The organism is Roseibium hamelinense, assembly GCF_007830545.1.
Lineage (GTDB): Bacteria > Pseudomonadota > Alphaproteobacteria > Rhizobiales > Stappiaceae > Roseibium > Roseibium hamelinense.
In genome coordinates this window covers 439,614-462,057 of sequence record NZ_VLLF01000002.1, presented here as the reverse complement: position 1 = coordinate 462,057, position 22,444 = coordinate 439,614, and the positions used below count along the sequence as shown (strand labels likewise).

The window sequence follows — 22,444 nt, the reverse complement described above, 5'->3', positions numbered from 1 at the left end:
ATTTTTAATGCGGGATTTAGCAGTATGCACCCCGTAGAAATAACGGTTGATAAAAATCGGGAGCGGCATGGGGCACGCTACCCGTTTGTCTTTGCAGCAAGCCCTCCGGAGGGATTTAAATGGGCCCAGCCCGCCATCCCGCAGTTTTTACCCCGCGCAATCTGGAAGATGCCCTTGCTGTCGGCTGCCCGGTCGATCATGTACTGACCGTGATCGACTACGCTTTCCAGCCCATTGTCGATATGGCAACCGGCGTTGTCTACGCCTACGAGGCGCTTCTGCGAGGGACCGAAGTTCTCGGTTTCAAAACCCCTGCCGACCTCTTTGAGTTCGCCTTCGACAAGGGTTTCCTTGCTGAACTCGAGGCCCGCCTCGCATTCGTCGCACTTTCAAAATTCGGCACGCTGACACTTGCCCGCGGCACCAAGTTCTTTTTCAACCTCGACGGACGCGGCCTTGGCCTCGATGATGATCCGCGCATGGGTCTGCCGCACATCATCAAGTCGGCACGTCTGTCACCGAGCCAAGTCTGCATCGAACTGACCGGCCGCCACCGCGACACGTTCTGCGATATTACGGAACATGCCCTTGAAACCTTGCGTCAAACTGGTGTGCTTTTGACCCTGGATGACTTCGGCCGCGGTTTTTCCGAACTCCGCCTGCTGCATGACCTTGCGCCCGACTACATCAAGATCGACCGGTTTTTCCTGAACGGAATCGACACCGACCCCCGCCGCAAACTGTTTGTCACCACCGTCGCAAATCTTGCACATGTGCTTGGCTCACGCGTGATCGCCGAGGGTGTTGAAACCGATAGCGAATACAAGGCCTGCCGGGACGCGGGGTGCGATCTGATCCAAGGCCATCACGTCGCACGGCCGTTCCAGCAAAAACGCGAAGCAAAACTCTTCTACGACCACATTCGCTTGCCGATGTTCGGCTCAAAGCGCAAGGACGAAGAGGCACGGATCCGCAACGAATTGATCCCGCTGCGCACCACGACCTTCGACGCGTCCATGAAGAAGGTTTTGGACCTGTTCATGACCGCGCAGGACGTCAGCATCATCCCGGTGCTGGATTCCAATCAGGAGCCCAAGGGCATCATTCATGAACGCGATCTGAAGGCCTATCTCTACGCAGGCGGTTCGGACGAGGCCGACTACAGTGCAGCTCTGGACCTCCCTCTGCGCAGTTTCGTGCGCCCCTGCCCGATCGCCGACATCGATTCGAATGCCGATATGCTGCTGGTGACGTTCGCTTCATCATTAAATTCCGATGGCATCATCATCACGCAGAATTTCCGCTATGTGGGCTTCCTGTCAGCCACATCGCTTTTGAAGATCATCCATGAAAAGCGGATCGAAGAAGCCCAGGACCAAAACCCTCTGACCCGCATGCCTGGAAATGGTGCTGTATCCAGATTTATCTCGGAGGCGGGCCGCAAAAAAAATGCGTCGCGTCACCTGTGCTATTTCGACTTCGATAATTTTAAACCGTTCAACGACACTTATGGCTACCGCCAGGGTGACCGGGCCATCATCCTGTTCGGAGAGCTGCTGCAAAGGCATGTTTCCGGGAACAGCACGTTCCGCGGGCATATTGGCGGCGATGACTTTTTCGCCGGCTTCATGTCCGGCGATCAGACCGACGTTGCGGCGCATATTCTCGCACTGAAGCGGGCCTTCAAAACCGATGTGGAGAGCTTTTACTCCGCCGAACACAGAACCCAGGGATACATGGAGGCCGCCGACCGGTTCGGCGCCACCCGAAAGTTCCCGCTGCTGGATTGTTCGATCTCCATCGTCACTGTTCCGGAAGGGATTTGCGTTCACCCGGACCGGCTGAATCGTGAAATCGCGGACCTTAAGAAAGAAGCCAAGCGTTCAGATGACGGGCTGGTGGTCAAAACACTCACAGAGGCGGACGCCGCCTAAACCTCGAGCCCAAAACCGGTCATAAGCCGCCGGGCATCGGCATCCTTTCGCCCGGATGTAAACACCGCGGTATCGGCTGCGGAAAGCGGCGCTGAAAGCACATCCGAGCCGAGCACCCGTACAACTTGCCGGGCAATTGCCTCGGCCGGGTCCAGCCAGTCCACCGGCCAGGGAGCGACTTTTCGCAAGCGATTTGCCAGAAACGGATAGTGCGTGCAGGCGAGGACGACAACATCGGTTCGCCGGCCGTCTTTTTCCAGAAAGCAATCCGCCACCTCTGCAAGCAATTCGCTATCTGAAACCGGTTCGGCACGTATATGTGCTTCAGCCAGGGCAGCCAGGCGTTCAGACCCGACCAGCCGGACATGGCAGGAAGACGCATATTGCTCGATAAGATCGCGGGTATAGGCGCGCCGGACAGTGCCGGGCGTCGCCAGAACGCTCACAAGCCCCGAGGCGGTGCGTTCGGCGGCCGGCTTGATTGCCGGAACGGTGCCGATAAACGGAGTTTCGGGATAGGCTCGGCGCAGCGCCTCACCGGCCAGCGTGAACGCAGTATTGCAGGCGATGACAACCGCCTTAGGCTGGCGGGCTCCGATCAGCTTTCCGAAAAGCGCCACAAGATGCGACTGAAGCTCACCATCCTCCCAGTTTCCATAGGGAAAGGCCGCATCATCTGCCAAATAGACCAGAGGTTCATACGGCAGAAGCAAACGCAGTTCGCGCAAGACCGTCAGACCGCCAATACCGCTGTCGAACACCAGAACCGGTCGGTCTTCCTTGCGCATTCTGTTTGCCTCACTCTTCTTCGGACTTCTCCTGACGCCGTGGCCGCGTTTCGCGTTTTTCCAAAGCCGCCACAACGCCGCGCAACGCCCGCACCTCCTGCTCGGTCAAGGAGGCCTTCTGGAAGATGTTGCGTAAAGTTCTGACCATATGAGGGCGGCGTTCGGGCGGCCGGAAAAAAGTCGCCTCGTCCAGCGCACTTTCCAAATGCTCGAACAGGCGCAGGACATCCTCTTTGGTTGCCGGGGGATGTTCCTCTTCGTCTAGGCGGAACGGTAACTCGCCCTGGCTTGCCGTCTTGCGCCACTCATAGGCACACACCAGCACGGCTTGGGCAATGTTGAGTGATGCGAAATCCGGATCGACAGGAAGTGTCACAATCTCGTCGGCCAGCGCAACTTCTTCATTGTTGAGGCCCCAGCGCTCCCGGCCGAAGATATAGCCAACTGCAAGATCTTTCGTGCCAAGTTCAACCGCCTTCACCGCAGCCTCGTCGGGACCGCGCACGGGCTTCGGCACTTCACGCGAGCGGGCCGTGGTCGCGAACACGAAGGTCAGATCGGCAATCGCCGCTTCAAGCGTCTCGAACACCTGCACATTGTCGATGACGTGATCCGCCCGGCTTGCTGCGGCGCGCGCCTTTTCGCTGGGCCAGCCGTCCCGCGGATTGACGATGCGCAGGTCAACCAGGCCGAAATTGGCCATGGCCCGCGCCGCTGTGCCGATGTTTTCGCCCAGCTGCGGCTCGCACAGGATCACCGCCGGCGCGCGCCCGCGTACCCGGCGGGCCTCTTCTCTGATTTTTGCATTTTTGCTCATGGGGCGGGGATTTAACCGACCGGCCGCCGATTGAAAAGCCTTTTGCCCGGCGGTTGGCTTCATCCGGGCAGCTGCTTGTAAAACAGAGTGGTTGCGTCCCAGCCGCCATGGGCCGAGACCGCGTATTTCGGAATGACGCCGGCCCTTGTGTAGCCCAGCTTTTCATACATCGCTTCGGCCGTATCGCCAGTGACCGTATCCAGCACCAGCAGCGGACGGTGCAGCTCCAGTGCCAGGCGCTCGGCTTCCGCCAGCAACGTGCGTGCAATGCCCCGTCTGCGGAAATCCGGATGGACCATCAACTTGGCGACTTCCGCGCGGTGCTGGCTGTTCTGTTTTCCGGCTAGCATCAGCATCACGGTCCCGGCGATCCGGGCGCCGCTGCGGACGATGACCAGATGGGCACTGCCGGTTTCAAGCCCGGGTTTTTGCTCCAGCCAGAAATCCGCCGCGGCCCTCTGTGTGATCGGCAAAACAAAACCGATGCCCGCCCCGTCCTCGACACAGGCTTTCAGCACCGCGCCGAGCTCACGGGCCTCTTTCTCAAGATCGGAAGCAAACAGTTTCTTGATATGCAGGGACAAAGGCTCTTTCTTGGTCATGGAGCCACCACGCACAACACATATCTGGCAGGATCCCGGCCAGGGGCATGGTAGGAATTGCCCTGATCAAGCCGGAAACGCAGGCAGTCTCCGGCGCGAAGTGTGTGGATTTCATCGCCCTGGCGCATTTCAAGAACGCCTGAGAGCATCACCAGGTGATGTTCCAGGCCGGACAAGGGCGGCGCGTCGTAGGATACGGATTGACCTGCAGGAAGTTCCCCTTCGATCACCGAGGCTTTGAACCCGGGTGCAGGCGGGGAAACGCTGCGGCGGACAAAGCCCGAGCCAGGATCAATCCAAACCGCTTGATCCGCGCGGGGAAGATGGTTTCCTGCCGCGATTTCAGACGCGCCGAACAACTCGGCCATCGGAACCGCAAAAACATGTGCCAACTGGCCCAGAACCGATGCCGTCGGGCTGGTTTCAGAACGCTCGATCCGGGACAGGGTCGCGCGGCTGATGCCGCTTGCCGCGGCGAGCCCATCCAATGTGAGCCCGCGCGCCCGACGAAGCTCGGTAATCCGCAAGGCAAGTGCCTTGTCAAAGTCGGTCATATTAATTCCCTATTTAGATCTTAATTTCTCATATTTGGGAATTTGCTGTTTTGTCAAGTGCGATCGGCGTTCGAGAAAACGGCACTTGCGTTCACGCCGCCAAAACCGAAACCGTTGCTGAGGACATGATCGACGTGCCGTTCGATCCCGACATCCGGGATCAGCTCGAATTCGGCCGCCAAAGGATCAGGGATTAGCAGGTTGCGCGAAGGCGGCAACATGCCGGTTTGCAGGGCCATGACGCAGGCGATCGCTTCAACGGCCCCGGCCGCGCCGAGCAAGTGACCGGTCATGGATTTGCTGGAGGACAGCGCCAGGTCTTTTCCGCGGCCGCCAAACAACGTGTTCAATGCTGCAAGTTCTGCCGCATCGCCGACCGGTGTCGAAGTTGAATGGGCATTGACATAACCGATGTCTTTCGGCGCCAGTCCGGCGCTTTTCAGCGCGAGCTGCATCGCGCGAAGACCACCTTCGCCGTTTTCCGGTGAGGCTGTCACGTGGTGCGCATCTGCTGTCGTGCCATAGCCGCTAACCACGGCCAGAGGTTTGGCGCCGCGGGCCCTTGCGTGGCTCTCGGTTTCCAGCACGAGGATACCTGCCCCCTCGCCCATGACAAATCCGTCCCGGTCCCGGTCAAACGGACGGGAGGCATGCGCCGGGTCCTCGTTGAATTTGGTCGACATGGCGCGCGCAGCGCAAAAACCGGCATAAGACACGCGGTCGAGACAAGCCTCCGCCCCGCCTGCGACCATCAGATCGGCTTCGCCGCTGCGAAGATATCGCACGGCATCGCCGATCGCCTGAAGACCAGCCGCACACGCTGTCACGGGCGCACCGAGCGGACCTTTCAAACCGTGACGGATCGAAACCTGGCCGCTCGCAAGGTTTGCCAGAAAGGACGGCACGAGAAAGGGCGACACCCGCCGGGGGCCCATTTCATCAACAAGCCGGGTTCCGGCAGTCATCGCCGGGAAGCCGCCAACCCCTGAAGCAATGATCGTTCCGGCCCGGGCTGGGTCGGAATCGGTTCCCTGTCGCCACGCCGCTTGTTCAAGCGCTTCTTCAGCGGCGGCAAGCGCAAAGTGAATAAACCGGTCCGATCGCTTTTGGTCCTTTGGCTCCAAATAGCGGTCCGGGTCGAAACCGGCCGGGTCTTCTGAAATGTCCGGCACTTCTCCCGCAATGCGGCAGGCCAGATCACCCGCCTCGAACTGGGTTATTGCGCGAATGCCGTTTTCACCATTTTTTAACCGATCCCAAAACCGGTCAACTCCGACGCCGAGGGGTGAGACCACTCCGATGCCGGTCACCACAATCCGTTCTATCATCGACTACTCCTGTTATGTGTAATTGCACACTATAAATCACATGACGCTTTCTGCGATCATCCGGTCAGCTTTAGACGGAGGAAAGCCGCTTCAAGACTGCCAGTGTATGTGCGAAGTTTTCTGGCCCCATCTCGGCTTCGAGGTCCTGTTGCGCCTGGCGCCAATGTGGCGTCATCTCTTGGATCACCAGATCACCCATGGCTGTGAGCTCGTAGGTCCGGCCAGCGCCCTTCTCGAAGCGCTTCGGCGCAACCAATCCCTTTTTTTCCAGAAGAGTAAGATTCCGTAACAGGGTCGTTCGATCCATGCCGGCAAGGATCGCCAATTGGGTCATTGTCTCACCGGAGTGCCGCTTGATCAGGCCGAGGATCGCAAATTGGGCGGCCTTGATGCCGAACGGCTTGGCCAAGCGGTCGTACCGCCGGCTCACCGCCCGCGCAGCCTTGCGCGCGTTGTTCATCATGCAGAGTGAAAAATCATCTTCAGCAGCCATGCCGGCGTTAAATCGTGTAATTACACAAATATCAACCCCCCTCGCACAATCGGGCTTTGAAACCACAAATCCTCATCGATATTTGGCACCTGTCACAGGGCTTTTGCAACGGCCGGCTTATGCCTATGATGCACGCCATACCTTTATCAATTACGGAGACCGCCATGTCACAGGCCGCACCGAATATGGACGACATTAAAGCCAAGGTTCAGGATAATTGGATTTGGTTCTTGATTCTGGGCATCGTTCTTGTGCTGGGTGGCATGGTGCTGATCGCGGCACCGCTTGCCTCCTCCGTCGCCGTCACACTCTTGATCGCGGCCGTGTTTTTTGTCGGCGGTCTCGTGCAGATCTACCATGCCTTCAAGACACAAGGCTGGTCCGGCTTCCTGTGGAACCTGATTACCGGCATTATCGCGGTAATTGGCGGTATCGTGATTTATGTGAACCCGCTGGCCGGGACATTTGCGCTAACGTTGGTGATTGCGGCGATCTTCATTGCTCAAGGCGTCAGCCAGCTGCTGCTCGCCTTCAAAATCAAACCGCATGATGGCTGGGTGTGGGTTGCGATTGCAGGCGCCGTGTCGCTGGTGGCCGGCATCCTGATCTGGATCGACCTTCCTGGCTCTGCGGTCTGGGCACTTGGTCTGATCGCCGGGATTTCCGTCCTCATGAACGGATGGAGCTATATCGCCATCGCGCTGGCGGCTCGGGCCTCAAAAAAGGCCTGACTCCGACACTATGCTCTCTGGGCGCGCTGAGCACGGTTTCAGCGCACCCATTTTTGATGTAGCTTACCAACAAGTCCGCAGGCTCGCTTCGGCGCGCCTTAGGTAAATCGAACCTAGAGGGTGGTCATGGTCGCTGGCCTTGGCAGAAATCAGGGACAGCCCCACGCCAAAGCCCACTGGTGGTGGCCGCCACCCCGATTTGCGTGAACTGACGGCTTGAGCCGTAACTCAATCTGACTTCAAAACGCAAATCGGACTTCAAAACCATGACATCAGTATCCCTGCGCGGTGATCACCGCGCCGTATCCGTGCGGCTTCCAAACGGCACCTACGCGGACTTCCCCGCTCTTTTCCTGCGGGACAACTGCGCAACCGGCTTTCACCCGCAAACCCTGGAACGGGAATTCGATCTCACGAGCGTTCCGGCCGGCATTTCGATCTCATCTGCTGAGATCGAGGGCAATGAGCTTGTCATTTCCTGGGCCACGGAAGACCTTCAAAGCCGCTACACGCTCGACTGGCTTTGCGCCCATACACCCGGCAAGACCATGACCGATCCGGCCAGTGTCGAGCCGATCGTTTGGCGCGGCGACCTTCAGAAAAACGATCTGCCACGGGCGGCTGCGTCCGACCTTCTGTCAAACGATGCTGCTCTTCTGGAATTCCTCATCGCAACCAAGAAAACCGGACTGGCCATTGTCGAAGGCATGGCCGACGACGTGGACGCCGGCATGACCGTGGCGCGCAGGATCGGCTTTTTGCGCGAGACCAATTTCGGCGTGACCTTCGAGGTCATGTCGAAACCGAACCCAAACAATCTGGCCTATACCAGCCACGCTTTGCCGCTGCATACGGATCTGCCAAACCAGGAGCTCGCGCCCGGTTTTCAGTTCCTGCATTGCCTGGCGAACGAAGCGCAAGGCGGCGGGTCGACCTTTGCCGACGGGTTTGCGATTGCCGAAGACCTGAAAACCCTGGACAGGGAAGCCTTCGACCTCCTGGCCAAAACCCCGATCCCGTTCCGCTTCCAAGACGGCGAATATGACATCCGCAAGCACCACACGGTTATCCAGCTCGACCATTTCGGCACGGTGAGCGAAGTGCGCTTCAACGCGCATATTGCCTCGGTGTTCGATATGCCGGCAGATCAAATGGATGCTTATTATCGCGCCTATCGCACGATCATGGCGATGACCCGCGATCCGGCCTATGTCATGACCACCAAGCTGAATGGCGGCGAGATGGTCATCTTTGACAACCGCCGGGCGCTGCACGGCCGCGCGGCCTTCGACCCGTCCACCGGCTTCCGCCACCTGCGCGGCTGCTATGTCGACCGGGGTGAATTCGACAGCCGGATCCGGGTGCTCGCCCGCGGCGTCGAGGCTGCGAAGGCGGCCTAACCTGGGCCGCACCCTCGTTCAAAAGCACTCCAAACCGTCCCGGCTTCAGACCGGGACGGTACCTGCTTGTTTTTTAAGTCCCTTGATCCGCGGGCATTCCCACCACCGGGGTTCCGCTATCGGCCTCCGTACCTCGTCACGATGGTCATCCGTGCCCTGTCCGGCGCTGACGCCCCACAGATGCATCTGCCACACTGTTCAAGCCGGGATGGGACTTCACAGCTATCGAACACCTTGGCCAGTATCCTGCGAACCGCAGAGACGGACGTCCGCTTTGCGCTTGACCGAATCGACCAACAGTCGTCAGAGTCTTCAAGAGCACGCAAAAGATGAGTCGGCCATGCCAATGCCGCAGACATATTTTCTCGCGTCCCGCGAGTTTGATACGTTCATTCAGGACGTGCGCGACACCTGCATGCTTCAAAGCCACCATCAGGCCTATCATACGCTGCGCGCCGTGCTGCACACTTTCCGGTCGCATTTGACCACGGCAGACGCGCTGCGTTTTGCGGATATCCTCCCTGCTGTTACGAGGGCGATCTTTGTCGAGGATTGGAGGCCATCTGATGTGCCCCTGCCGTTCCCGGACCGGGAAGCGCTTGTTCGGGAAATGAAGTCGGTGCGCAAGGATCACAACCTGGCACCGCAAACCGCCATTGAAGACGTTGCTGCCGCGCTGCGCCGGTCTTCGATCTACGAACGCGAGCTCGACCGTGTGCTGCGAAACCTTCCGGAAGGTGCAGCCGCGTTCTGGGCGTGATCCCTGCAGACGCTCTCGCTCAGTCGATTGCGTTTTCTCCCGCCTTTGCTAGAACTCACCGGCGTCCGCCGGCTTCGCCTTTGTGAGGGCTGGCAATTGATTGCGTACAATTGTATACGCTTTTTGGATTTTCAATCGGGGCACACCGTGGCCCTGTCCGCACCTGCCAGACCATGAGGAAAAGGGAGTACCATGGCCGATATCATCTACACCAAGGTCGACGAAGCGCCGGAACTGGCGAGCGCCTCTTTCCTGCCGATCATTCGCTCCTTCACCAAGGCGGCGGATCTGACCGTCGGCACCAAGGACATTTCCCTGGCCGGCCGGATTCTGGCAACCTTTCCGGATTTCCTGACCGAAGACCAGAAGCAGTCGGACGAACTCGCGCTTCTTGGCGACATAGTCAAGCAGCCGGACGCCAATGTCATCAAGCTGCCGAACATCTCCGCGTCCCAGCCGCAGCTGAACGCGGCGATCAAGGAACTGCAGGGCCAAGGCTACAAGCTGCCTGACTACCCGTATGACCCGGCAACGGACGCGGAAAAGGACATCAAGGCCCGTTACGATGGCATCAAGGGATCTGCCGTGAACCCGGTGCTGCGCGAGGGCAACTCCGACCGCCGCGCGCCGAAAGCGGTCAAGGAATACGCCAAGAAGAACCCTCACCGGATGGGCGAATGGGTGTCTTCCTCCAAGACCCACGTTGCCACCATGGGTGAAAACGACTTCCGCTCCAATGAGAAGTCCATCACCGTTTCCGCAGCTCAAGCCGGAACCGCAAAAATCGTCTTTGCCGGCAAAGACGGCAGCGAGACTGTTTTGAAAGCCGACTGGCCGCTGGAAGACGGTGATGTCATCGACGGCACTTACATGAGCGTCAAGGCACTCAGCGCGTTCCTCGAGAAGGAAGTCCAGAACGCCAAGGACCAGGGCATCCTGTTTTCGCTGCACATGAAGGCCACGATGATGAAGGTCTCGGACCCGATCATCTTCGGCGTCTGCGTGAAGGCATTCCTCAAGGACGTGTTTGAAAAGCACGCGGCAACACTGAAAGACCTCGGCGTCAATCCGGACCTCGGGATCGGCGATCTGGAAGCCAAGGTCGCCACCCTGCCTGCAGACAAGGCCGCCGAAATCCAGGCCGACATCAAGGCGGCACTCGACGCCGGCCCCGACATGTACATGGTGAACTCCGACAAGGGCATCACCAACCTGCATGTATCGTCCGACGTCATCATCGATGCCTCGATGCCGGCTCTCATCCGCGCGGGCGGCAAGGGTTGGGGTCCGGACAACAAGGAACACGATGCGAAATGCGTGATCCCGGACAGTTCCTATGCGGGCGTCTACTCTGCGGTCATCGATCATTGCAAAACCAATGGCGCGCTCGACCCGGCCAAGATGGGCACTGTGCCGAATGTGGGCCTGATGGCGCAAAAGGCCGAGGAATACGGCTCGCACCCGCAGACCTTCAAGGCGCCTGCCGATGGCACCATCAAGGTGGTCAGCGCCTCCGGCGACACCCTGATCGAGCATGCTGTTGAAGAGGGCGACATCTGGCGCGCATGCCGGACCAAGGACGCGCCGATCCGCGACTGGGTGAAGCTCGGCGTCAACCGCATGCGCCTGTCCGGTATGCCAGGTGTCTTCTGGCTCGACAAGACCCGCGCCCACGATGCGCAGCTGATCAAGAAGGTGGAAGCCTATCTGCCGGATCACGACACGTCCGGTCTGGACTACCGCATTCTGGCCCCGACCGAGGCCGCGAAATACTCCACCGAGCGCATTGCCCGCGGTGAAGACACGATCTCCATCACCGGCAACGTGCTGCGCGACTACCTGACAGATCTCTATCCGATCCTGGAAGTCGGCACCTCAGCCAAGATGCTCTCCATCGTTCCGCTGATGAATGGCGGCGGCCTGTTTGAGACAGGTGCTGGGGGATCTGCACCGAAACACGTCCAGCAGCTGCAGGAAGAAAACTACCTGCGCTGGGATTCCCTTGGAGAATTCTGCGCACTTGGTGCCTCGCTCGAGCACCTTGCCAACGTCAAGGGCAATGCGAAGGCCCAGGTTCTGGCCGATGCGCTCGACAAGGCGATCGAAGGCCTGCTCGACAATGACAAGTCGCCTGCCCGCAAGGTCGGCGGCCTCGACAACCGTGGCAGCCACTTCTACATCGCGCTCTACTGGGCTCAGGCGCTGGCAGCTCAAGATCAGGATGCCGATCTGAAGGCCCAGTTCGCTCCGATTGCCGAGGCGCTTTCTTCCAACGAAGACAAGATCGTTGGCGAGCTGAACGGCGTCCAGGGCGCCCCGGCCGATACCGGTGGCTACTACCACGCCCCGCAGGCGAAGGTCGACGCCGTGATGCGCCCAAGCGCAACGCTGAACGGCATCATCGGCTAAGCCACACAGACTTTAGAAAAAGGCGGTCCGAATGGCCGCCTTTTTTGTCTTCCGGCTTGAGAGATCGAGATGTCACACACCATCAAAGCCATTCTGTTCGACAAGGACGGGACCTTGCTCGATTTCGACGCCACCTGGGCCAAACCTCAGGAACAGGCCGCACGCTGGGCCGCTGATGGCAACGCGGCGCTGAGCGAGGTTTTGCTTCGGGCTGGCGGTATGGACCCGGCGACACGGAAGACCGCAGCGGGCAGCCTGTTCGCAGCGGGCAATGCCGAGGAAATTGCCAAGGCCTTCATTGCCACCGGTTCGGCTAAGGATGAGCAGAGCCTGACAACAAAGCTCGACGAGATTTTTGCGGACGGAATGAAAAACGCTGTTGTTCTTGCCGGTCTGAGCGCAGCCGTGGCGCGGCTGGGCGGCGCCGGATATCGCCTCGGCGTTGCCAGCAGCGACAGTGAAGCCTCAATCCGGGTGTTTCTCAAACATGCCAGACTGAACAGCTGCATGCGGTTTGTCGCCGGTTATGACAGCGGTTACGGGCCGAAGCCGGAACCGGGCATGGTCCATGCGTTCGCGGATGCCCTGCGGCTGCCCATGTCCTCAATAGCCATGGTCGGCGACAACACCCACGATCTGGAAATGGCGCGTGCGGCCGGTGCCGGTCTTGCCATCGGTGTTCTGTCCGGCACCGGGACCCGGGATGATCTGACCCCGCTCGCGGACGTCATTCTGGACAGCGTGGCCGACCTGCCGGGCTATCTTTCCCGGACCTAGCATCAGCCAACCTCCAGCATCCTGCCATATTCTTGCTGTAGCCAAACCTTCATTCGTTCAGCTAAATCTCAGGCATCTTATGTTTGGACGCATCGATATGCCCAGTTCGCGCTCTCTTGTTGCAGTAACCGCCGCGGTTCTGATCTCTCTTGTGACGCCCGTTTCGGCCACGCCGTCGCTTGTGATTGATATGGAGACGCGTGCGGTTCTCCACGCCGACGACGCTGGTCATCCCTGGTTTCCGGCCTCGACGACAAAACTCATGACGGCTCTGGTGACCTTCAAGGCGATTGAAAGGGGGGATGTCACGCTCGACACTCCGGTGGTCATGTCGAAAAACGCAGTGGGCCTGTCTGTGGCAAATTCAGGGCTCGGGCTGGGCCGGACCATGCGTCTGGAAGATGCGCTTTATGCAGTTCTCGTTGGATCGGCAAATGACGTTGCCGTCGCGCTCGCGGAAGCCGTTTCCGGAAGCGAGAAAGCATTTGTTGCGCGTATGAATGAGGAGGCCGCCCGCCTCGACATGTCGGCCAGCCGGTTTGTCAATCCAAACGGTTTGCATGCTAGGGCACAAACGGTCTCAGCGCGCGATCTGGCGATCCTCGGGCTCACCCTTTATGAAAACTACCAGCAATTCCGGCCAATTTTCCAAACGTCCGAAGTTTCGATCGACGGCAAGGAAATCCAGTCATTCAACACGCTTTTGACCCAGTTTCCTGGAACGGTCGGTATGAAAACCGGATTTGTTTGCGCATCTGGCCGGAATATCGTGGCACTCACAGAGCGCGGCGGAAAACGGTTCTTGACGGTTGTTCTTGGCGCGACCACGGGGCGCGAGCGCAGTGAACGCGGCGCGAAACTGATGACAGAAGCATTCGAAGGCAGCTTGATGCCGACAGGGACAACGCTGAACGACCTTGCAAACGAACCGGAGATCAGACCGCAGGACATGCGCATGCGGCTGTGCAGCGACCAAACCGCTCCCTACGAAGCCAAACAGCAGGCCCTCTATCCCATGGGGCTGCCCAGGCACACGTCTTATTTGAAAGACCCTACCCCGCACGTGGGCCGCGTGATCACCACCTGGCAGACGGATTTAAGTCCGGTTCCGCCGCGCCCCGCGCCCAAACCTGCGTTCGCCCGGCGTGCGCCTCCCCCTGCTCCTACGGACGCCGGTTGGAGCTCGGTCCGGCCGGCCCCGAAGCCCGCCCTCTAGGGATTAAAGGCGGGTCGCTTGGTATCGGCCCCGGCGAGCAACCACTGCCGGAAAACCTGCATGGCTGCTGTTTCACGGCGGGAATGAAGCCATGTGATCCAGTAGCTACCCAGATCAACACTCAACGCCAGCGGCTGAACGACATACTGTGCCGCAAGTTGCCTTTCAAACATGTCGAGAGGAACCAGCGCGACCCCCGCCCCTAGGGATGCTGCTTCCACAAGAGCATGGGACGAGTCAAACATCACACCGCTCGGGCGCGGCGCATCCAAACCGGCTGCGTGAAACCAAGCGGACCATTCGTCCCGCCGATAGGATCGCAGCAAGGGCAAACTGGCCAAATGTTCGGGTGAGTGGATATCAGTTGCCAGGCATTTTGAGCAGACCGGAGCGAATCGCGGGGTCAGGACTCTTTCGGCCGCGGTGCCGTGCCAGGCGCCATCACCAAACCGAATGAAACAATCAAGTCCGTCTCCCAAAAAATCGGCCCGATTGTTGTTCGTCTTGATCCGGAGATCAATTTCCGGATGCGCCTTTTTGAAGGCTTCAAGCCGCGGCATAAACCATCCAAGCGCAAAACTACTGACCATGCCGACGGTCAGCACCTGGCGAAAGTCTCCACCACGGAACTGAGTAAGCACGGTGCTCATGCGCCGGAACGCATCGTTTAATACTGGAAGCAGCGCTTCACCTTCGTCGGTCAGTGTCACCCCTCTCGGCATGCGTTTGAACAATTCAACGCCCAACATGTCTTCCAGCGCTTTGACGTGGTGGCTCACTGCAGTCTGGGAGACATGCAATTCAAACCCTGCACGGGTGAAGCTCTCCAAACGGGCGGCGGCTTCAAAGGCACGCAGCGCATTCAGCGGCAATTGTGGAATATCCATCCGCTTCCTCATGACCAAGTTTTTCTCATGTCTAATAGCATAAATGAATAATTGTCTGATGCGTAATTCGCGGCAATATGTGCCCTGCCCGCAAGCGGGTGTCTGGGTAGCCAACAGCCAAACGCTTGCTTTCACTCACATTTGGAGAATGAATTGAATTTCGCTCTTAAAGTCCAAAAGCTGCGTTCTGTTGTCTTTCAAGCCGCGGCCGCCGCTGTCATTGCCTTTCCCATCGCACCTGCGGCATATGCTCTCGATGAGGCTGCCCTTGAGAACAAACTCAACGAGCTCGAACAACGTGAAGATGCTCGGATTGGGCTGGCACTGATCGACACACAAACCGGCACAGAGTTTTCTTTCCGGGGGACCGAACGATTTGCGCTGAACAGCACCTTCAAGGCATTCGCATGCGGTGCCTTGCTGTCGCAGGCCGAGGCGGGCGGGCCCAATTTGAGCGAAAGCCGGTCGATCCGCGAAGATGACCTGGTTTCATGGTCACCGGTTACAAAAAACCGCGTCGGCACCGACACCATCACACTTCGCGAATCCTGTGAGGCGACAATGGTCTATAGCGACAACACTGCTGCAAACATTGTTTTGCAGGCGCTTGGTGGCCCGGCGGCGTTCACAGCCTTCATGCGGGATATTGGAGACAGGAGTACACGTCTCGACCGGATGGAACCGGACCTCAATGTCGTGCCCGCCGGAACGGATCAGGACACAACCACCCCAGAAGCCGCGGCCAACAGCTTGAAGGAGCTGATAACCGGGGAGCTGCTGGCCGCACCATCAAAAGCGCAGTTGATCGCATGGCTGTCGGCCAACACAACCGCAAAACATATGCTCCGCCCTCACCTGCCCGAAGGCTGGACGATCGGCGACCGGTCGGGCGCTTCCCGCGACCGCAAACGATCTGTGATTGCTGTGATTTATCCACCCGATCAGGCGCCGGTCTTTGTAGCCGTCTATTTACATCTCGAAAAGCCGGCCGGGATCGCCGAACGCGACGCAATCATCGCAGAACTGGGCAAGAGCATTTTCGACAGTCTCTAGCGCGGCATCGATCCTGACGGTTTGCCTCAAAGCCTGAAGCCGCCGAAAACCGGCGGCTTCAGCATGGAATTGCACCGAATATCGGAGCATCTACCGCCTGTCCCTGTCGTTTGGTCCAAGGGCATCAAAAAGCGGCTGCAGCGGATTTGTTGATGCAAAGCCGTCCCTCGCAGAAGGCAGTCCAAACAGGCTGCCTCCCTCTTGGACCGCCAACAGCTCGGACCTGAAGTGAGATGCAAAGCCGGTGTTCACCTTAGACATCAGCCTCGCCTCGACCTCGGGCTTGCTTATTTTTCCATCGCCATCCGCATCGAACTGGGCAATTACTTCCGAAGCAGCGGAACCACCGGCAGAACTTGCCGCTGCGGAGATTCCAGTCTCTGCCGCGAGCGTGAACGCGCTGAGCGAAAACCCTCCATCGCGCCCACCATTTGCGGTTCCATAAAGGTCCGCTAAGCGGTTTTTCAGCTGTGTCTGCATGAATGACGGGTCAAAATTGGCCATCAACGCATTGTTCAGCGACATCTTGGATGCTCCTTTACTCAACGACCGGCCTGAAGTGCGTCACGGGCTCCGGTCCTACTTGTCGAGCTAAGTTTGGCAAATTACGTGCCAAACTGGGCAAACAGGATTGTATCAGGACTGAAAGACGCTTGTTTCGGCCTCCTTGGGCCCTAACAAAAGGGGACCCGGAGGTCTCCTTCAAACACTGTGTCATGCACCTACCGTCATGCGGCCCGGTGGTGCAGCCGATCGTAGAAAATCGGATTCTTGGCAAACGGGGCCAATGCCTTTGCTCCGGCCAGAACAGCGAGGTCCAGCAAGGGTTCTCCCAAGACAACGAGCATGTAAGCGATGCCAAAGGATCCGACGGACGACAGGTTTTCTGCGCCAAAGCCCTGGCCGTAAAAAGCCCAAAACGCGACCCAGGCAACAATGCCGCCCTGATAAACCGTCGAAAGCGCCAACGCCTGTTTGTAGCTTACGTCAACATAGGCCGTATTTGCCGGTATCATTTTCTTGGCCAGCACGCTGACGGCAAACAAGGGCACAATCAACGTTGTAACGTTCATGCCGTATTGTGGCAGATCGAAAGGCGCGATCAGAGCCCCTTGCAACAGGAGCCCCAACGCCAACCCGATTGCCGCGGGCCCAGCGCCAAAGACCAGATAAAGCGTCGACCCGAGAATGAAATGAACCTCAGAGACACCAACCGGATAGTGCGGCAGGATTTCAAAGAAACAAAAGACAAGCGCGGTTGTGATCAAGCTGCGCAGAATAAGTGCCGAGCCCCCCCCATCCGTGCGGACAGTGTCCAGCGCCATTTTTCCCAAAAGGCCGAAAGACGCAGCTGCGGTTGCGTAGCTCAAAGCGATTTTGGCACCGTCAACGATGCCCGGTTCAATATGCATGTTTACCCCCAAGCGCACCCTCCGTGCGCGAGATGTTTTCAAAAGGATGCCCGAACTGGGCCCATGCATACGGCAGGTCTCCTGGCTTGCGTGTCTCTGCTTCTCCCCGCCTTCCCGGCCAACCGGCCAGTGGCTTTGTGGGGTATCGCTCGCCGCTCACAGTTGCGGGGGCAGCCACGGATTTGGTCCCTGTTGGGTACGCCGCACCGTGTTCCCATTTCATCCGCCGGCCCATTCGCTCCGGCGAAACCTATGCATTCGGGCAGTCTTGCAGGGTTTAAGCCCGCTCCACAAGACGTATTGTCACCTATTCAGTACAGAATATACGTTATTGATCAAAGCCCTACGTCAACCAAAGCGGGCAGCTGACCACTTTAGGACAGACCATGGACAGGGGAAGCCGCCAGCGGTAGCCTTCCAAATCTACGGTCATTTTTTTATGGCAGCCCACCAAAACGGATCCAGCCCAATGCACGCAATTGAAGTCGATGCTTTTGCAGCCCTGACCCTTGGCATCGTCGTCTACTTCATTGGGAAACATTTGACCGGGCGGGTCAGTCTGTTGCGCGATTTTTCCATTCCGGAGCCCGTCAGCGGCGGGCTGCTTGTAGCCTTATGCGTGCTCGTTATTGTGGTGCTCAGTGGCCGCGAAGTTTCCTTTAACCTGGCAGCCCGCGATGCACTGCTTGTCTATTTCTTTACGACCGTTGGTCTGAATGCGCGGCTATCGGATCTCATCAAGGGTGGGCCATTGCTGGGCATCATGCTGGCGCTGACCGTGGTCGCCATGCTGTTCCAAAACGGTGTCGGCACCTTGGCCGCCGTCCTATGGGGGCTGCCGGCACAAGCCGGGGTCATGCTGGGCACTGCGTCCCTCATTGGCGGCCACGGCACCGCGATAGCCTGGGGGCCGGTTGTTCAAGACCAGTATGGCGTCGCAGGAGCTGCCGAACTCGGCATCGCAACGGCAACACTCGGTCTGATCGCTGCAAGTTTACTGGGCGGCCCGATCGCGCGGTATTTGATCACCAAGAACCAACTGACCGCGGACACTGCCGACGCCCAGTCCGCAGCCGGCGCCGAAACCGATGAGGCCACGGCAGACGACCCCATAACGAATGATGGCGTTTTGCGCAGCCTTTTGTGGCTTCATGTCGCCATTGCTGTCGGGTACTCCGGGCACGAGGCTCTACAGGCGGCCGGGGTCATGCTCCCGCTGTTTGTACCGTGCCTGCTTGCTGGAATACTGATTTCAAACAGCGTCCCGCGGATTTTCACCCGCCTTGCCTGGCCCGCCCACACTGCTTCTCTGGCCCTTATTCAGGAGATCAGCCTGTCCGTTTTCCTGGCCATGTCGCTCATGAGCATGCAGCTGTGGACCCTGGGGTCCAGCGCGGGCGTCTTGGTAACGGCGTTGCTGCTCCAAACTCTCTTTGCGACGCTGTTTATCGTGTTCGTGCTGTTCAAGGTCATGGGCAGCAACTACTTTGCGGCGGTTCTTTCCGCAGGGTTTGCCGGTTTTTCGCTCGGCGCAACACCGACAGCGATTGCCAACATGACCGCAGTCACGCAAAAATACGGTCCCTCGCCGCTGGCTTTCATCATTTTGCCGCTTATCTCCGCCTTTTTTGTCGATCTTGCTAACGCGGTCCTGATCCAATGGTTTATAAGCCTTTAGATGTCACTACCTGTCCCGGCAAATGAGGCAGAGCGCTTAAAGGCCCTGCACGACCTTGAAATCCTTGGAACGGAGGCGGAGCCCGCTTTTGATGCCCTGGTCGAAGCCGCGCGCGAGATCTTCAAGGCACCAATCGCACTGGTGTCGCTGGTCGGTGAAGACCAGCAGTGGTTCAAGGCCAAATGCGGCTTGAGCGTCGACAGCACATCCCGGGATCTTGCGTTTTGTGCCTACACGATCATGGACGACCGGATCACAATTGTTCCCGATGCGACGAAAGATCCGCGTTTCAAGGACAACGCGCTGGTCACCGGAGATCCGAATATCCGGTTTTATATCGGATGTCCGATTGCACTGAAACAAGGCGAGGCGCTTGGCAGTCTTTGCGTGATCGACAGGGTTGCCCGCATGCCAACGCCGCATCAGGTCCAGCAGCTCAAACGCCTTGCTGTTGTGCTTGAGGGATTATTGCGCGCCCACCACGATGTAAAAAATGCAGAACGGCTGCTCGCATCAGCAAGATCGGACGGCCCGGCGGCTTGAGGCAGCCGGGTCGTCAAATTCCGAACATGCGTCAAAGATCAGCGTAGGTGATCTTTTCGCCGAACCCGCCGGGTTGGGTCACAGCACCGTCCTTCGCAGGGCCCACCGTCTGCGCGAATTTCCAGATCGCGCCTGAGCCATACCCGGTTTCGCGGGGCTGCCATTTGGCGCGGCGGGCTTCAAGCTCTTCATCGGAAAGCTGGACCGCCAATGTGCCTTCAACCGCGTCGATTTCGATGATATCGCCGTCCTGCAAAAGCCCGATCGGCCCGCCGACCGCCGCCTCCGGCCCGACATGGCCAATGCAAAAGCCGCGTGTCGCACCGGAGAACCGGCCATCGGTGATCAGCGCAACCTTGTCGCCCATGCCTTGGCCATAAAGTGCGGCCGTTGTTGCCAGCATCTCGCGCATCCCAGGGCCGCCTTTCGGCCCCTCATAGCGGATGACCAGCACTTCGCCTTCCTTGTAATCTTTGTTCTTCACCGCCTCGAAACAGGCCTCTTCCTTGTCGAAGCAGCGCGCCGGACCGGTGAATTTCTGATTGGCAAGCCCTGCCACCTTCACGATGGCTCCATCCGGTGCAAGATTACCCTTCAGGCCGACGACACCACCCGTTGGGGTGATCGGCGTGCTCGCCTTGCGGACAACGTCCTGGTCATCGTTCCACTTCACACTGGCCATGTTTTCCGCGATTGTGCGGCCGGTCACGGTCATGCAGTCGCCATGCAGGAAGCCCTCATCCAGCAGGGTTTTCATCAGCAAGGGAATGCCGCCCGCCTCGAACATGTCCTTGGCGACATACCGCCCGCCCGGCTTTAGATCCGCGATATACGGCGTCTTTTTAAAAATCTCCGCCACGTCGAAGAGATCAAACTTGATGCCGCACTCGTTGGCGATGGCAGGTAGGTGAAGCCCGGCATTGGTCGATCCGCCAGATGCTGCCACAACGGTGGCTGCATTCTCCAACGCCTTGCGGGTGACGATGTCACGCGGGCGGATGTTGCGCGCGATCAACTCCATCACCTTTTCGCCCGACATGGCACAAAACTGGTCGCGGAATTCATAGGCCGCAGGCGCCCCGCAGGAATAAGGCAGCGCCAGGCCGATGGCCTCGGCAACGGTCGCCATGGTGTTGGCTGTAAACTGGGCGCCGCAGGACCCGGCCGACGGACAGGCTACCTGCTCCAGCTCCTCCAGATCCGCATCCGACATGTTGCCGACGGAATGCATGCCGACCGCCTCGAACACATCCTGGATCGTGACCGGCTTGCCCTTGAACTGGCCAGGCAGGATCGAGCCGCCGTAAATGAAGACTGACGGCACATTCAGCCGGCACATGGCCATCATCATGCCCGGGAGAGACTTGTCACACCCGGCAAGCCCCACCAGCGCGTCATAGCCATGGCCGCGCATGGTCAGCTCGACCGAATCCGTAATCACATCGCGGGAGACAAGCGAGGACTTCATGCCTTCGTGCCCCATGGCGATGCCATCGGTCACCGTGATGGTGCAGAATTCACGCGGCGTGCCGTTGGCCGCGGCCACTCCGTGCTTGACCGCCTGCGCCTGGCGCATCAGGGAGATGTTACAGGGCGCGGCCTCGTTCCAGCAGCTGGCGACACCGACGAACGGCTGGTTGATCTGGTCGCGCGTCAGCCCCATCGCATAGTAGAACGAGCGATGCGGGGCGCGCTGCGGCCCCATGACCACATGCCGGCTCGGCAGCTTGCTCTTGTCGATTGCTTTCTTGTCCATCCCGCTCTCCCTCGGCATGCGTGATCACGGATTCCGGCCACGTCAGTCTCCTGGTGCGCAGATCGTAGAGCGTGGCGGACGGAGTGCAAGCGGATTTGAAAGAGCTGTTTCTTTCGCCTGCGCGCATACGTGAGATTGGTCCAATGTCCGCCATTTAGTGTTTACAACATGGTAATGCGCGTCCTCAGGGAAACAGCTTCACCACCGTCTTCAACCAACAGCTGGTTACCGACTAGACGTACTTGAGTTTCGTTAACATCAACCCCCGCTCTTTCCGCTCGCGCACCACCTCGCCAGACCTTGACTTGGTCCAATTGGAGATTAACCCCGGTAATCGCGTTACGAATGGTATCGAGTTGAGTTCTCCGCACAGACTTGTTAACGTTATTCACGGACAGGTTAGCGCGAAAAAAGTCGAAGCTCGCCGTAAGTATGCTCCCGAGTACTCGGACCGTATATATTTGACCGGTCAAACTGCCGGAAACCTGCAACAAGCCCCCCACAAAAACATCCAGCGAACCGGCGATCGTGATGGATTTCAGATAACCCTCCGTGTACGAGTTGATATGACCTTTGACATGAGTCGTGCGATCTCCGGCAATGTTCGTCTGAACGTGACCTATTAGATCCTCATCAAGATTGTTGGCCTTCAATTCGATGTCGCCGGTCTGATCCGAGGCGTTGAGGGTGATTTTCTGCTCGCCGCCACTCTTGACGGACACAGCTTCGCCGGCTGTCACTGTCACGCTTCCCGTGGCATCCAGCTTGTAGTTACCGTGGACCTTCACATTCTGATCGCCGCTTTCGACATACATCTTTTCGCCGGATTTCAGCAGCACCCGGCCATCGCACGCCAGAAGGATGCCGTGATGCTTGCCGCTGTCGGATCCGGCCGCGTTCTTGTAGATCGCCTCGTTGCCAAGCCCGCCTTCATCCTGAATGTGCTGCAAGGGATAGTAGTGTTTTTGATCCTCTTGCAGCCGGTGGGCCTGGCTTTCGAGATCCGAGTAGGAACCAAGCCGCAGAATGGCCCCCAGATCGATGTTGTCCGAGACCTCGTCCGAGTTGGCCGGCACCCGCGGGACATAAAGATAGGCATGCAATGGCAGCTGATTGCGCCGCGCTGGTTCTTTGGCATCCTTGCGTCCACCCGGCGGTATGTTGTGTTCAACCATGCTTGCCGTCTCCTCTTCCGGACTGCGTCCGGCCTGACCTGATTGACGTTACGGTACATAAGAAAACCGCCCGTGGCACTCCTTCCCTGCACACCGCGCCTTTCCGCCGCCCCTGTCAGCCGTTGACTGCA

21 protein-coding genes and 1 riboswitch are annotated in these 22,444 nt (G+C 58.7%); of the genes, 10 read left to right on the top strand and 11 right to left on the bottom strand.

The window, feature by feature from the left end; all coding sequences use genetic code 11:
• The first annotated feature begins 119 nt into the window (after positions 1-119).
• Positions 120-1,934 carry an EAL domain-containing protein gene (locus JM93_RS06960; RefSeq protein WP_145341634.1) on the top strand — a complete coding sequence of 605 codons (1,815 nt, stop codon included), beginning with the start codon at positions 120-122 and terminating at the stop codon, positions 1,932-1,934.
• On the opposite strand, the gene murI is transcribed toward JM93_RS06960, so the two are convergent.
• The 6 genes from murI to JM93_RS06930 all read right to left on the bottom strand — a co-directional run bounded on the left by murI (position 1,931) and on the right by JM93_RS06930 (position 6,516).
• Positions 1,931-2,722: a glutamate racemase gene (gene murI, locus JM93_RS06955; RefSeq protein WP_145341632.1), complete on the bottom strand. Its 792-nt coding sequence runs from the start codon at positions 2,720-2,722 to the stop codon at positions 1,931-1,933. The genes JM93_RS06960 and murI overlap by 4 nt on opposite strands.
• Before the next feature lie 10 nt (positions 2,723-2,732).
• A complete protein-coding gene (locus JM93_RS06950; RefSeq protein ID WP_145341630.1) occupies positions 2,733-3,539 on the bottom strand; it encodes an RNA methyltransferase in 807 nt (268 codons plus the stop codon).
• Positions 3,540-3,598: 59 nt separating this feature from the next.
• The gene (locus JM93_RS06945) at positions 3,599-4,141 is read right to left on the bottom strand and encodes a GNAT family N-acetyltransferase (RefSeq protein WP_145341628.1); all 543 of its coding nucleotides are present in this window, start codon (positions 4,139-4,141) and stop codon (positions 3,599-3,601) included.
• Positions 4,138-4,695, bottom strand: a complete 558-nt coding sequence (locus JM93_RS06940; protein ID WP_145341626.1) for a helix-turn-helix domain-containing protein — start codon at positions 4,693-4,695, stop codon at positions 4,138-4,140. Before JM93_RS06940 ends, JM93_RS06945 begins: the two co-directional genes overlap by 4 nt.
• A gap of 53 nt (positions 4,696-4,748) precedes the next feature.
• Positions 4,749-6,020 carry a beta-ketoacyl-ACP synthase II gene (gene fabF / locus JM93_RS06935; protein ID WP_208995009.1) on the bottom strand — a complete coding sequence of 424 codons (1,272 nt, stop codon included), beginning with the start codon at positions 6,018-6,020 and terminating at the stop codon, positions 4,749-4,751.
• 73 nt (positions 6,021-6,093) lie between these two features.
• Positions 6,094-6,516, bottom strand: coding sequence for a MarR family winged helix-turn-helix transcriptional regulator (locus JM93_RS06930; RefSeq protein ID WP_145341621.1), 423 nt, complete (start codon positions 6,514-6,516; stop codon positions 6,094-6,096).
• Between the two features lie 164 nt (positions 6,517-6,680).
• On the opposite strand from JM93_RS06930, the gene JM93_RS06925 reads away from it, so the two are divergent.
• From JM93_RS06925 to JM93_RS06900, 6 genes are all read left to right on the top strand, one after another.
• Positions 6,681-7,247, top strand: coding sequence for an HdeD family acid-resistance protein (locus JM93_RS06925; RefSeq protein WP_145341620.1), 567 nt, complete (start codon positions 6,681-6,683; stop codon positions 7,245-7,247).
• A gap of 266 nt (positions 7,248-7,513) precedes the next feature.
• Entirely contained in the window at positions 7,514-8,647 is a 1,134-nt protein-coding gene (locus JM93_RS06920; protein ID WP_145341618.1) for a TauD/TfdA family dioxygenase, read from the top strand.
• Between the two features lie 346 nt (positions 8,648-8,993).
• Positions 8,994-9,407 carry a DUF2267 domain-containing protein gene (locus JM93_RS06915; protein ID WP_244300776.1) on the top strand — a complete coding sequence of 138 codons (414 nt, stop codon included), beginning with the start codon at positions 8,994-8,996 and terminating at the stop codon, positions 9,405-9,407.
• Positions 9,408-9,599: 192 nt separating this feature from the next.
• Entirely contained in the window at positions 9,600-11,816 is a 2,217-nt protein-coding gene (locus tag JM93_RS06910; RefSeq protein ID WP_145341614.1) for an NADP-dependent isocitrate dehydrogenase, read from the top strand.
• Between the two features lie 69 nt (positions 11,817-11,885).
• On the top strand, positions 11,886-12,593 hold the full coding sequence (locus tag JM93_RS06905; RefSeq protein WP_145341612.1) for an HAD family hydrolase: 708 nt from the start codon (positions 11,886-11,888) through the stop codon (positions 12,591-12,593).
• A 97-nt stretch (positions 12,594-12,690) separates the two neighbouring features.
• Complete coding sequence (locus tag JM93_RS06900) at positions 12,691-13,809, top strand: D-alanyl-D-alanine carboxypeptidase family protein (RefSeq protein ID WP_145341610.1); 1,119 nt, start codon at positions 12,691-12,693, stop codon at positions 13,807-13,809.
• Here the strand turns inward: JM93_RS06900 and JM93_RS06895 are convergent.
• Positions 13,806-14,696 (bottom strand): LysR family transcriptional regulator, encoded by an 891-nt coding sequence (locus JM93_RS06895; protein WP_145341608.1) that lies wholly within the window; start codon positions 14,694-14,696, stop codon positions 13,806-13,808. The two genes, JM93_RS06900 and JM93_RS06895, sit on opposite strands and share 4 nt — an antisense overlap.
• Positions 14,697-14,849: 153 nt before the next feature.
• On the opposite strand from JM93_RS06895, the gene bla reads away from it, so the two are divergent.
• The gene (gene bla / locus JM93_RS06890; RefSeq protein WP_170230560.1) at positions 14,850-15,749 is read left to right on the top strand and encodes a class A beta-lactamase; all 900 of its coding nucleotides are present in this window, start codon (positions 14,850-14,852) and stop codon (positions 15,747-15,749) included.
• 90 nt (positions 15,750-15,839) lie between these two features.
• Here the strand turns inward: bla and JM93_RS06885 are convergent, their stop codons facing one another.
• Positions 15,840-16,274, bottom strand: coding sequence for a hypothetical protein (locus tag JM93_RS06885; protein WP_145341604.1), 435 nt, complete (start codon positions 16,272-16,274; stop codon positions 15,840-15,842).
• 203 nt (positions 16,275-16,477) lie between these two features.
• On the bottom strand, positions 16,478-17,161 hold the full coding sequence (locus JM93_RS06880; RefSeq protein ID WP_145341602.1) for an energy-coupling factor ABC transporter permease: 684 nt from the start codon (positions 17,159-17,161) through the stop codon (positions 16,478-16,480).
• A 53-nt stretch (positions 17,162-17,214) separates the two neighbouring features.
• A riboswitch (cobalamin riboswitch) is annotated at positions 17,215-17,430 on the bottom strand.
• Positions 17,431-17,630: 200 nt separating this feature from the next.
• Here JM93_RS06880 and gltS point away from each other — a divergent pair.
• Positions 17,631-18,839 (top strand): sodium/glutamate symporter, encoded by a 1,209-nt coding sequence (gltS, locus tag JM93_RS06875; RefSeq protein WP_145341600.1) that lies wholly within the window; start codon positions 17,631-17,633, stop codon positions 18,837-18,839.
• The gene (locus JM93_RS06870; protein ID WP_145341597.1) at positions 18,840-19,382 is read left to right on the top strand and encodes a GAF domain-containing protein; all 543 of its coding nucleotides are present in this window, start codon (positions 18,840-18,842) and stop codon (positions 19,380-19,382) included.
• A 31-nt stretch (positions 19,383-19,413) separates the two neighbouring features.
• Here the strand turns inward: JM93_RS06870 and ilvD are convergent, their stop codons facing one another.
• The gene (gene ilvD, locus JM93_RS06865) at positions 19,414-21,138 is read right to left on the bottom strand and encodes a dihydroxy-acid dehydratase (RefSeq protein WP_145341595.1); all 1,725 of its coding nucleotides are present in this window, start codon (positions 21,136-21,138) and stop codon (positions 19,414-19,416) included.
• A gap of 161 nt (positions 21,139-21,299) precedes the next feature.
• Positions 21,300-22,313, bottom strand: a complete 1,014-nt coding sequence (locus tag JM93_RS06860) for a hypothetical protein (RefSeq protein WP_145341593.1) — start codon at positions 22,311-22,313, stop codon at positions 21,300-21,302.
• Positions 22,314-22,444: the final 131 nt, after the last annotated feature.